Source organism: Streptomyces sp. HUAS MG56, assembly GCF_058673395.1.
Map to the genome: position 1 here is coordinate 5,523,686 of NZ_CM178722.1, position 11,526 is coordinate 5,535,211.

11 protein-coding genes and 1 tRNA gene are annotated in these 11,526 nt (G+C 72.6%); 6 read left to right on the plus strand and 6 right to left on the minus strand.

The features are described 5' to 3' along the window. Window positions 1-95: 95 nt before the first annotated feature. From AC4OXY_RS26190 to AC4OXY_RS26205, 4 genes are all read left to right on the plus strand, one after another. Window positions 96-179 (plus strand) — tRNA-Leu (locus AC4OXY_RS26190). Between the two features lie 319 nt (window positions 180-498). Next, a complete protein-coding gene (locus AC4OXY_RS26195) occupies window positions 499-1,992 on the plus strand; it encodes a DUF2252 domain-containing protein (RefSeq protein ID WP_491994641.1) in 1,494 nt (497 codons plus the stop codon). Window positions 1,993-2,265: 273 nt separating this feature from the next. Beyond that, window positions 2,266-3,072, plus strand: a complete 807-nt coding sequence (locus AC4OXY_RS26200; RefSeq protein ID WP_356025951.1) for a hypothetical protein — start codon at window positions 2,266-2,268, stop codon at window positions 3,070-3,072. A gap of 109 nt (window positions 3,073-3,181) precedes the next feature. Then, window positions 3,182-3,511 (plus strand): rhodanese-like domain-containing protein, encoded by a 330-nt coding sequence (locus AC4OXY_RS26205; RefSeq protein ID WP_491994642.1) that lies wholly within the window; start codon window positions 3,182-3,184, stop codon window positions 3,509-3,511. 289 nt (window positions 3,512-3,800) lie between these two features. Here AC4OXY_RS26205 and AC4OXY_RS26210 read toward each other — a convergent pair whose 3' ends face one another. The 6 genes from AC4OXY_RS26210 to paaA all read right to left on the minus strand — a co-directional run bounded on the left by AC4OXY_RS26210 (window position 3,801) and on the right by paaA (window position 8,807). Then, window positions 3,801-4,943, minus strand: a complete 1,143-nt coding sequence (locus AC4OXY_RS26210; protein ID WP_362820683.1) for an acyl-CoA dehydrogenase family protein — start codon at window positions 4,941-4,943, stop codon at window positions 3,801-3,803. Window positions 4,944-5,121: 178 nt separating this feature from the next. Continuing rightward, on the minus strand, window positions 5,122-6,186 hold the full coding sequence (locus AC4OXY_RS26215) for a 2Fe-2S iron-sulfur cluster-binding protein (RefSeq protein WP_356025956.1): 1,065 nt from the start codon (window positions 6,184-6,186) through the stop codon (window positions 5,122-5,124). Further along, on the minus strand, window positions 6,186-6,725 hold the full coding sequence (paaD, locus tag AC4OXY_RS26220) for a 1,2-phenylacetyl-CoA epoxidase subunit PaaD (protein ID WP_356025959.1): 540 nt from the start codon (window positions 6,723-6,725) through the stop codon (window positions 6,186-6,188). The genes AC4OXY_RS26215 and paaD overlap by 1 nt, the downstream gene beginning before the upstream one ends. After that, entirely contained in the window at window positions 6,719-7,450 is a 732-nt protein-coding gene (gene paaC, locus AC4OXY_RS26225; RefSeq protein WP_362820685.1) for a 1,2-phenylacetyl-CoA epoxidase subunit PaaC, read from the minus strand. Before paaC ends, paaD begins: the two co-directional genes overlap by 7 nt. Then, window positions 7,447-7,734, minus strand: coding sequence for a 1,2-phenylacetyl-CoA epoxidase subunit PaaB (paaB, locus tag AC4OXY_RS26230; RefSeq protein WP_030640248.1), 288 nt, complete (start codon window positions 7,732-7,734; stop codon window positions 7,447-7,449). Before paaB ends, paaC begins: the two co-directional genes overlap by 4 nt. Continuing rightward, window positions 7,731-8,807, minus strand: coding sequence for a 1,2-phenylacetyl-CoA epoxidase subunit PaaA (gene paaA / locus AC4OXY_RS26235; protein WP_356025964.1), 1,077 nt, complete (start codon window positions 8,805-8,807; stop codon window positions 7,731-7,733). The genes paaB and paaA overlap by 4 nt, the downstream gene beginning before the upstream one ends. A 715-nt stretch (window positions 8,808-9,522) precedes the next feature. Between paaA and AC4OXY_RS26240 the strand changes: the two genes are divergently transcribed. Together AC4OXY_RS26240 and AC4OXY_RS26245 are read left to right on the plus strand one after the other, a co-directional pair. Next, window positions 9,523-10,257, plus strand: a complete 735-nt coding sequence (locus AC4OXY_RS26240; RefSeq protein WP_491991154.1) for a DUF5819 family protein — start codon at window positions 9,523-9,525, stop codon at window positions 10,255-10,257. Between the two features lie 14 nt (window positions 10,258-10,271). Beyond that, window positions 10,272-11,519, plus strand: a complete 1,248-nt coding sequence (locus tag AC4OXY_RS26245; protein ID WP_491994643.1) for an HTTM domain-containing protein — start codon at window positions 10,272-10,274, stop codon at window positions 11,517-11,519. The last annotated feature ends 7 nt before the right edge of the window (window positions 11,520-11,526 follow it).

The window sequence follows — 11,526 nt, forward strand, 5'->3', positions numbered from 1 at the left end:
GAAAGGGATGTGAACCCACCCCGTACGACGTGCTAATGTTCTGGATGTCGGAAGGGGCCGGCCCGAAAGGGAAGGAACCGGAAGACACACCCAATGCGCGGGTGGCGGAATAGGCAGACGCGCTGGATTCAGGTTCCAGTGCCCGCAAGGGCGTGGGGGTTCAACTCCCCCCTCGCGCACACAGAGGCTACGGGCCCATCGTGAAAACGATGGGCCCGTAGTCGTATGTACGGCCGTTGTACGGCTGCCTGATTTTGTGTGCGTCGTGTGAGGAAGCTCTCTTCTCGCAGTGCTCCACGGCGCGCGCCCCACGGCGCGGTTGCCCACAGGGAGTTATCCACAGGGTCTGACGCGTGACGGCCACCGGCTGTACGGTCTGCACGAGTTGATGTTCGTGCGGAGGATCGTTCGGCGCCCGCTGCTCGCTCTGCGGTCCGGGCCGCGATGTTCGGCGTTCGGTGTTCGGGGGAGGCGGTCGCGTTGACCGGTGTGGAAGTGATGGCGGACGCGGGCACGGAGACGGACGGTCACGCGGGTGTGAGCGCGGAGGCGGGGACGGACGGTCACGCGGTGGCGGAGACGGGCGGGCACGTGGTGGCGCAGGGGAGCCGTCGGCTGCCCCGGGTGCGCGGCTTCGCCGCATGGCCACGGCAGGGCTCGCCCAAGGACGAGGGCAAGGCACTGCGGACGAGCGTGCCGCGGGACGCACACCGCACCCTCGACCCGGACCCCGCCCGCCCCGACGCGGTCACCGCGGTCGTCGAGTCCAACGCCGGCCGCATCCCGGAGCTGACCCCGCTCCGCGTCGGACGCATGGCCGCCACCCCGTTCGCCTTCCTGCGCGGCTCGGCCGGACTGATGGCCCACGACCTCGCCCGCACACCGATGACCCGGATCGGCACCCAGATATGCGGCGACGCGCACGCGGCCAACTTCGGCCTGTACGGCGACCCCCGCGGCGACCTCGTCATTGACCTCAACGACTTCGACGAGACCGTACACGGCCCCTGGGAGTGGGACCTGAAACGGCTCGCCGCCTCCCTCGTGCTCGCCGGACGCGAAGCCGGCGCCGACGAGGACACCTGCCGCTCCGCGGCACGCGACACGGTCGGCGCCTACCGGCGCACCATGCGCCTCCTCGCCAAACTGCCGGTGCTGGACGCCTGGAACGCCATCGCCGACGAGGAGTTGGTCTCCCACACCGACGCCCACGATCTGCTCGGCACCCTCCAGCGCGTCTCGCACAAGGCACGGGCCAACACCAGCGGCCGGTTCGCCGCCAAGTCGACCCAGGTGGCCGAGGACGGCGGACGCCGCTTCATCGACGCCGCTCCGGTACTGCGCCGGATCCCCGACGCCGAGGCCGCCGCGGTCGCCGCCTCCCTGGAGCACTACGTCCACACCCTCAGCGAGGACCGGCACCCGCTGCTCGCCCGGCACGCCGTGCACGACGTGGCCTTCCGGGTCGTCGGCACCGGCAGCGTCGGCACCCGGTCCTACGTCGTCCTGCTCCTCGACCACCGCGAACAGCCACTGGTGCTCCAGGTGAAGGAGGCCCGCCCGTCCGCCCTGGTCCCGCACCTGGCCACCGCCGGCTTCGAGACCCCGCCGGCGGAGCACGAGGGGCGCCGGGTGGTCCTCGGCCAGAAACACATGCAGGTGGTCAGCGACATCCTGCTCGGCTGGACGACCGTCGACGGCCGACCCTTCCAGGTCCGCCAGTTCCGCAACCGCAAGGGCAGCGTCGACCCCGCCGCCCTCGCCCCCGACCAGATCGACGACTACGGCCGCATGACCGGCGCCCTCCTGGCCCGCGCCCACTCCCACAGCGCCGACCCGCGGCTGATCGCCGGCTACTGCGGCAAGAACACGGAACTGGACGAGGCGATCGCCGCGTTCGCCGTCGCCTACGCCGACCGCACCGAGGCGGACCACGCGGCACTGGTGACAGCGGTCCGCGCGGGGCGGATCGCGGCCGAGTCGGGGGTGTGAACAGAGACGGTGTGACCGCGCCCCAAGGGACGCCCGGCTGTACGGATGTGCGGTGGCGGTCGTTGTGGGGCGTGGGGCTGTGCGGATGTGCGGTGGCCGCCGTCGGGGGGCATGCGGTTGTGTCGACATGCGGCAGCACCCCGCAAGGGGCGTGCGTCCGTGCCGGCGTGCGGCTGCGCCGCCCGGGCGTGGGATCCCCCACGAACCCGCAGCAGGCGCACGATCCTCAGCCCTACGGCGGGATGCCGCATCCTCACCACCTACTCTGGTCGGATGACGACCCCGGAAGCCGAAGAGGCGCCCCGGCCCGAGGAACGGCTTGAGCGGGCCGTACGGGCCGCCGAGCAGGCGTTGATCGAGTACGAGATCGCCGTGGAGACCTTCCGCGTCGAGGTCGAGAACTTCTCCCGGCTGCACGAGCAGCGCCTCGGCCCCCTCTACGCCCGCATCGAGGAGCTGGACGCCGAGATCGCCGAGGCCAAGGCGGCCCGCACCGGCGACCCGGAGGACATCCGCCGCGCCGAGGAGGCCCGCGCCCGCGTCCTGCCGATCCCCGGCGTGGAGGAACTGCTGCACGGCTGGATGGACGGCCACGGCCTGTTCCCTGAGGCCACCGCCATGCTCACCGACCAGGCCGTACGCCCCCCGGAGCGGGTGCGGCCCAGCGAGGAGGCCCGCAAGCTCTACCGCGAGCTGGCCCGCAAGGCCCATCCCGACCTCGCCCAGGAGGAAGAGGAGCAGAAGCGGCGTGAGGAATTCCTCACCCGCGTCAACGCCGCCTACGCCCGCGGCGACGAGGCGCTGCTGCGGGAACTGGCCGAGGAGTGGGCGGCCGGCCCCGTGCCGCCCGAACGCCTGCCGAGCGCCGCCGAGGAGCTGTACGCCCGCCTCGACTGGCTCTCCCGGCGCAAGGAGCTGCTCACCCACGTCGCCCGTGAACTGGAGGAGAGCGCGATCGCCGGCATGCTGCGGCTGGCCCCGGACGACCCCGACGCCCTGCTTGAGGAGATCGCCGGCCGGCTGCGCGCGGACATCGCCCAACGGGAGAGCGAACTGGCCGCCCTGCTGGGCCAGGCCTGAGCCGCCACCGGACCGGAGCCGCCACCGGGCCCGGTCGTAGCCGCGCAGGTGCCTCGGTTGGCACCGGGGAGCTTCGGGTAGCGTCGGGTACATGAGTTTCGGAGCTGGTGTGCCCACGGTCGAGGTCGCGGACCTCAAGGACGGCGACTTCCTGCTGGACGTCCGCGAGGACGACGAGTGGCAGGCGGGCCACGCCGAGGGGGCGCTGCACATCCCCATGAGCGACTTCGTGGCCCGCTACGGCGAGCTGACCGAGGCCGCCCCGCAGGACGGCCGCGTCCACGTCATCTGCCGCTCCGGCGGCCGCTCGGCCCAGGTCACCATGTACCTGGTCCAGCAGGGCATCGACGCGGTCAACGTCGACGGCGGCATGCAGATCTGGCAGGCCGCAGGCCGCCCGGTGTTCACGGACGAGGGCAAGCCCGGCCAGGTCCTGTAGCTTTCCCCGCCGTCTCTGCCCGGGCTTCATCTCTGCCGGGACGACTCCTCCCCGGGCCACGCGACCGACCCGCGGGCGCTCACCCGCGGGCGCTCGGCTCCTACGCCCTTGGCCCCCACGCCGTCGGCCTATGTGAGCCCGGCTCACCTGCGCTCGGCCGTGCCCGCTCGGCTCGTGCAGGCTTTGGCCCGTGCAGGCTTTGGCCCGTGCCCGCCTGGCTCGTGCCGGCTTTGGTTCGTGTCTGCTCGGCCCGTGCCCGCTCGGCCGACGTGAGCCGGGTCCGGCGCGGTCAGCCCAGTGGATGGGCCGCCAGCAGATCCCCGAGCCTCTCCTCGTACGCCGCCGCCGGGCCGAGCGCCAGCTCCAGGTGCTTGGCCCAGGCGTGATAGCGGTGCAGCGGACAGTCGGTGTCGGCGCCGAACCCGCCGTGCAGATGCTGTGCCGTCTGCACCACCCGGCGCACGCCCTCGGCCGCCCAGATCTTCGCCACCGCGACGTCACCGGCGGCGGGCAGCGCACCCGGAGCTCCCGAGGCGATCCGCCACGCGGCCTGCCAGAGGGTGGCCTCCATGGCGCGCAGATCGATGTAGCGGTCCGCGGCCTGCACGGCCACCGCCTGGAACGTCGCGATCGGGTACCCGAACTGTTCGCGCTGTCCGGTGTACTCGGCCGTCATCCTCAGCACCCGCTCGCCCAGCCCGAGCGCCAGCGCACAGGTACCGGTGGCCAGCAGCGCGTGCAGCCACTCCCACGCCCCGTCCGCCTCGACGACCTCGTCCGCCTCGACCCGGACCGACGTCAGCCGTACCTCGGCCAGCCGCTCCCCGCTGGTGGACACCTGCTCGGCGAGTACCACCCCGTCCCGCTCGCGCGGCACCAGCGCGAGCACGGTCCGCTCGGCCGCCGTCCCCTCGACGTGCGCCGGCACGACGACGAGGTCCGCGTCGTACGCCCACGGCACCGCCGTCTGCACCCCGTCCAGCACCCACGCCGACCCGTCCCGCCGTGCGCCCACGGCCAGTTCGGCCGGATCGTGGCCGCTGCGGCCGTGCGCCGCGACGGTCAGCACCAGCTCACCCCGCCCCGCCCGCGCGAGCAGCCGCTCCGCCAACTCCGGCCCGCCATAGGTCTGTACGGCCGCGGCCGCCGCACTGTGCTCCAACAGCGGTACCCGGGCCAGCACATGGGCGGACTCGCGCAGCACCAGGCACAGTGCGATCGCGTCCAGACCGGAGCCGCCGTGCGCCTCGTCGAGCAGCAGACTCAGCAGGTCCGCCTCGGCGAGCCGGGCCCACAGCTCCCGGTCGAAGCCCTCGGTCACGGCGCCGGTGGTGAGCGCCGGACTGGGCACCGCGTCCGGCACGACGCCCGCGAACACGCCGCGCGCCGCCTCTGCCGCCGCCCGCTGCTCCTCGGTGAAGGTGAAGTCCACGGCCTGTCCCTCCGGCGGGTCCGGTGATCTGACGCTGCGTCAAGATAGAACAGGTTCTAGGAGAAGGGAATGGGGGTGGAGGGGGGGGAGGGGTGGAGAGGTGTTGGTTCTCGGTGTGTTGGGGGCCCTCCCCCCTCCCCCCCTCCCTCCCCACCCCCCGATTCGGCCCGGGCAGCCCTCAGCGGTCGAAGTCCAGCTCCACCTGTTCCGTCAGCGGATGCGACTGGCAGGCCAGCACATACCCGGCTTCCGTCTCCTCCGACTCCAGGGCGAAGTTGCGGTCCATACGGACCTCGCCGGAGACCAGGAAGGCGCGGCAGGTACCGCACACTCCGCCCTTGCAGGCGTAGGGCGCGTCGGGCCGGTTGCGCAGGACCGTCTCCAGCAGCGTCTCGCCGTCACGCACCGGCCAGGTGCCACCGCGTCCGTCCAGCCGGGCGATGACCGTGCTGTGCGCGGGGGACTGGGCGGAAGCGGCCGGGGGCGAGCCCGCGTCCACGTGGAAGATCTCCTGGTGGATCCGGGAGCGGTCCACGGACAGCTTGCGCAGCGCCTGCTCCGCGCCCTGCACCAGCCCGTACGGCCCGCACAGGAACCACCCCGCGACCTGCTCGACCGGCAGCAGCACGGGAAGCAGCGCGGTCAGCCGCTCCCGGTCGAGCCGGCCGGACGGCAGACCCGCCTGCTGCTCCTCCCGGGAGAGCACGGTCACCAGCTGGAACCGCTCCGGATAGCGGTCCTTCAGGTCGGCGACCTCCTCCAGGAACATCGTCGAAGCGGCCGTACGGTCACCGCGTATCAGACAGAACCGGGCCTCCGGCTCGCGTGCCAGCAGTGTGGTGACGATGGACAGCACCGGGGTGATGCCGCTGCCGCCGACGATCGCCGCGTACAGTCCCGGCGCCGGGTCCAGGGTGAAGCGGCCGGCCGGGGTCATCACGTCCAGCTCGTCGCCGGCGTTGATCTCCTTCAGCGCGTAGGCGGAGAAGGCGCCGCCCTCCACGAGCCGTACGCCGACCCGCAGCGTGTCCGGGCCCGGGCCGGCCGGGTCGGGGGCGGGGGAGCAGATGGAGTAGGTGCGCCGGATCTCCGTGCCGTCGACTCTGCGGCGCAGCGCCAGGTGCTGGCCGGGTGCGTGCCGGAACTCCGCGCGCAGGGCGGGCGGGACGGTGAGGGTGAGGGCGACGGCGTCGTCGGTGATCCGGTCGACCGCGGCCACCTGGAGCGGGTGGAAGCGCGCCATCACAACTCCTTGAAGTGGTCGAACGGTTCACGGCAGGCCAGGCAGCGGCGCAGCGCCTTGCAGGCCGTGGAGGAGAACCTGCTCAGCAGCTCCGTGTCGGCCGAGCCGCAGTGCGGGCAGCGGACGGGGTCCGGGTCGGCCGCGGCGTGCGTCGCGCTCGTGCGGGTCGGGCCGAGGGGCAGGGGCACCGGGCCGGAGCCGTCGCGTACGCGGGGGGGAGCTATGCCGAACTCCCGGAGTTTGCGGCGGCCTTCGGGGGTGATGTCGTCGGTGGACCAGGCGGGTGCGAGGACCGTGCGGACCGTGACCTCGCGCATGCCGTGGGCGCGCAGGACCCGTTCGATGTCGAGGGACATCGCCTCGATGGCGGGGCAGCCGGTGTAGGTGGGGGTCAGGTCGACGTCGACCGTGTCGGTGCCCTGGACGTGCACCGCGCGCAGGACGCCCAGTTCCCGCAGGGTGAGCACGGGAAGTTCGGGGTCGGGCACCGCGCCGGCCAGCTCCAGCAGTTCCGCCTCCAGGGCGGTGGCGGTCACCATGTCGCCCCCGGGTGGCTGCGGTGCAGGTGTTGCATCTCGGCGAGCATCCGGCCGAACGGCTCGGTGTGCAGGCCCTGCCGGCCGGCGCCCGCCGACCAGGCGCCGGTGCGCGGTCCCTCGGGGACGGGCAGGGTGGCACGGCGGAGGACGTCCTCAACGGACTCCCGCCAGCGCTCGTCCAGGCGGGTCCAGTCCGCGTCGAGGCCCGCCACCGGCTGGAACATCTCCCCGGTGAACTTCCACAGCGCCTCGCAGGCGTCATGCATCCGCCTGTGGCTCTCCTCGGTGCCGTCGCCGAGGCGCAGGGTCCACTGCTCGGCGTGGTCGCGGTGGTAGGCGACCTCCTTCACCGCCTTCGCGGCCAGGGGGGCGAAGGGGCCGTCGCCTGCGGCCAGTTCGGCGTAGAGCAGATGCTGGTAGGTGGAGAAGTACAGCTGGCGGGCGATGGTGTGGGCGAAGTCGCCGCCCGGCTGCTCCACCAGCTGGAGGTTGCGGAAGGAGCGTTCCTCGCGCAGGTAGGCCAGTTCGTCCTCGTCGCCGGCGAGTGAGAGCAGCACCCGGGCCTGGCCGAGCAGGTCCAGGGCGATGTTGGCGAGGGCGACCTCCTCCTCCAGGGCGGGGGCGTGGCCGGCCCACTCCCCCAGGCGGTGGGAGAGCACCAGGGCGTCGTCGCCGAGGGCGAGCGCGGCGGTCACGGGGACGGTGGCGGGGCCGGTGGCGGTCACAGGTGCTTCACCCCTTCCGGGATGTCGTAGAAGGTCGGGTGGCGGTAGGGCTTGTCGGCGGCCGGTTCGAAGAACGGGTCCTTCTCGTCCGGGGAGGAGGCGGTGATCGCGGCGGCCGGGACGACCCAGATCGAGACGCCTTCGCCGCGCCGGGTGTACAGGTCGCGGGCGTTGCGCAGGGCGAGCTCGGCGTCGGGCGCGTGCAGGCTGCCGGCGTGGGTGTGGGAGAGGCCGCGCCGGGAGCGCACGAAGACCTCCCACAGGGGCCAGTCGGTGGTGCTCATGCTCGCTCCGCTTCTGTCTCGTGAGCCGTCTCGTGACCTGTCCGGTGTCCGGTCGTCCGGGGTCCGGTGGTTCGGGTGCTGTCGGTGTGGCCGGTGTGCTTGGCGGCGTAGGCCGCGGCTGCTTCCCTGACCCACGCTCCCTCGTCGTGGGCGCGGCGGCGCTGGGTGATGCGCTGTTCGTTGCAGGGGCCGTTGCCCTTGAGGACCTCCCAGAACTCCGCCCAGTCGATCGGGCCGAAGTCGTAGTGCCCCCGCTCCTCGTTCCAGCGAAGGTCCGGGTCGGGGAGGGTGAGGTCCAGGGACTCGGCCTGGGGGACGCAGATGTCGACGAAGCGCTGGCGCAGCTCGTCGTTGGAGTGGCGCTTGATCTTCCATTCCATCGACTGAGCGGAGTGCTGCGAGGCGTCGTCGGGCGGGCCGAACATCATGAGTGAGGGCCACCACCAGCGGTTCACCGCGTCCTGGGCCATCGCGTGCTGCTCCGGGGTGCCCTTGCTGAGGGCCAGCAGCAGTTCGTAGCCCTGGCGCTGGTGGAAGGACTCCTCCTTGCAGATCCGCACCATGGCGCGGGCGTAGGGGCCGTAGGAGCAGCGGCACAGCGGGACCTGGTTGGTGATCGCGGCGCCGTCCACCAGCCAGCCGATCGCGCCGACGTCGGCCCAGGTCAGGGTCGGGTAGTTGAAGATCGAGGAGTACTTCTGGCGGCCGCTGTGGAGTTTGTCGAGCAGTTCTTCGCGGCTGGTGCCGAGGGTTTCGGCAGCGCTGTACAGGTAGAGCCCGTGGCCGGCCTCGTCCTGGACCTTGGCCATGAGGATCGCCTTGCGGCGCAGGCTGGGGGCGCGGGTGATCCAGTTCGCCTCCGGCTGCATGCCGATGATCTCGGAGTGCGCGTGCTGGGCGATCTGCCGGACCAGGGTCGCGCGGTAGGCGTCGGGCATCCAGTCGCGTGGTTCGACGCGCTCGTCGGCGGCCACGGCCGCGTCGAAAGCGCGCTGGTAGGCCGTCGTGTCGACGGTGTCCGGCGTGCCGTCCGGCTCCGTGCGGGCCGTGCGCTGCGCGGCTGGTGTGGCCATTGCGGTCCCCCTGACCTCGGGTTCTGCGGCGGAGACTGTCCCGACCGATCGTTCGGTCCGTGTGGTGTCAATGGTGTGCCGGGGCGCTGTGGAGTGTCAACCGCTGTGGAAAACTCCGGTGGGCGGCCTGTGGACAACCGGAGCGGAGGCGGGTACGGCGGGGTCCGGTGCCGTACGGCGTGGCGAGGACCACGGGGCCGGGCCCGTACCCGGGGCTGCGCTCGGCGGCCGGGTCTGAGTACCGTTCCGTGCGGACGCCGCACCGTGGTGTGCGGGAACCGTGGGGCACCCGGGACGGGCGCCGTACACCTGAGCCGGCCGCGGGGCCGGCCGACTGAACCGAGATGACCGAGCCGAGACGGGGGACGGGAACGGAATGGACGCGTACGACGAGGACCCGGGGGCCGAGCCAGGCCCCGACGGGTCGACCGGGGCGCGTCTCCCGGCCGAACCTCCGGCCGGCACCGACACCGGCACCGACATCGACACCGCGGCCGTAGGCGCCAGAGGGACTGGCCCCGGCGGCAGCGAGCCGGGACGTGGCGCCTCGGGATCCGGCGACTCCGGACCCGATGACGCAGGACACAGCGACGTGGGCCACAGCGACGCGGGACATAGCGACGCAGGACACAGCGACGCGGGACGTGGCGAGTCGGCCCGGGCGGCTGGTCCTGGCTGGGCGGCCCGGCCCGGCCGGGCGGAGGAGGCGGGCCCGGTGGCCGAGCCGGGAGCCGAGACCGAGGAGGCCGAGGCGGGGCCGGCCGCTGGGGTGGGCGTTGCCGCCGTGCCGCCCGCCGCGCCCGGTGCCGGTGTGGCCGCTCTCTCCCCCCGCTACCAGATCGCCGCGGCACTCGCCCTCGCCGCGGTCGCCGTGGCCGCCGGTGTACATGTGCTGATGGTGTTCCTCAGCCTCGCCCCCGCGAACACCGTGACGAAGCAGCACGGCAAGGCCGTCGAGGAGTGGGTGTACCCCGAGTTCGAGCAGAACTGGAAGCTGTTCGCCCCGAACCCGTTGCAGCAGAACATCGCCGTGCAGGTGCGTGCCGAGGTGCGGACGAAGAGCGGTGAGCTGCGGACCACCGGGTGGACCGATCTGTCCGCCGAGGACGGCGCCGCCATCGACGGCAACCTGGCGCCCAGCCACACCGAGCAGAACGAGCTGCGCCGGGCCTGGGACTTCTTCACGGCCACGCACGGCACCGACAACCGGCCCGTCGGCATGCGCGGTTCCCTCTCCGAGGAGTACCTGCGCCGGATCGTGGTGATGCGCCTGTACCGGAACGAGCCGCCCGACCGGCTGGGCGTTATCCAGCAGGTGCAGATCCGTTCCTGCACCACCAATGTGCAGCCGCCGAAGTGGAGCCCCGAGCGCGTGTCCGACCAGCCCGTCTACCGTCTGCTGCCCTGGTGGACCGTGACCGCCGATGAGGCCGCCGGGGGTGTGCGGTGAACGGCTCTTCCTCTCTGACCCGTCTCTCCCTGACCCTCTCGCGCGGGATCGCCCGGGTGACCGGGGCGGCGCTCGGGCCGTACCAGAGCGCCGTGATCCGGATCGGGTTCGCCGGGACCTGGCTGCTGTTCCTGCTGCGGGAGTTCCCGCACCGCCAGGAGCTGTACGGCCCGGCCGGACCGTGGAGCTGGAGCCTCGCCAAGGAGCTGACGGCCGACAACCGCGCCTTCACCGCCCTGATGTGGACCGGCGGGCAGCTCTGGTTCGAGTGCTTCTACGTGCTGGCGGTCCTCGCGAGCGTCGCGCTGCTGCTCGGCTGGCGCACCCGGACGGCGTCCGTGCTGTTCATGGTGGGCGTGCTGTCGCTCCAGAACCGCAGTGTCTTCGTCGGCGACGGCGGGGACAACGTCCTGCACCTGATGTCGATCTACCTGGTGTTCACGCGCTGCGGACAGGTGTGGTCGCTGGACGCGCGGCGGGCGGAGCGCGCCGAGGCGGCACGCGCGCGTGGGGAGCGGCTTCCCGCCGACCGGCTGGGGCCGGCCCTGTGGGCGGTGCTCGGCCTGGCGCTCGTCCTCGTGACGGTCACCGGCCGGTTCGACAACGGCTGGCTGATCCCCGCCCTGCTGTGGACGGTCCTGGCGGGGCTCGGCCTGTGGTGGGCCGTCGGCCGCTGGGCGACGGCACGGGACCCGAAGATCCTGCTGGACGTCGTCGCCAACATCCTGCACAACGGCGCTCTTGCCGTGATCATGGCGGAGGCGTGCCTCATCTACGCGACGGCCGGCTGGTACAAGATCCAGGGCTCGCGCTGGCAGGACGGCACCGCCGTCTACTACCCGCTCCACCTGGACTACTTCTCGCCCTGGCCGGGCCTCGCCGACCTGATGTCCTCCAGCGGCACGATCATGATGATCGCCGCCTACGGGACGGTCATGGTGCAGGTCGCCTTCCCGTTCACCCTGTTCAACCGGCGGGTCAAGAACGTCCTGCTGGTCGCGATGATGCTTGAGCACGCGGTGATCGCGGTCGTCCTCGGCCTGCCGTTCTTCTCGCTGGCGATGATCACCGCCGACGCGGTCTTCCTGCCGACGTCCTTCCTGCGCCGGCTGGGCGCCCTGGTGGCACGCGCGCGTGCGCGGATCGCCGGGCGCGGGGAGCGTGCGGTGCCCGCACCGCGCTCTTCGCCGGAGCCGGAGCCGGGGCAGGAGCAGCCGGAGGGGGCGGAGCAGGACGCTCCGGGCGCGGTGGGCGCCGCGTAGGGTTCAC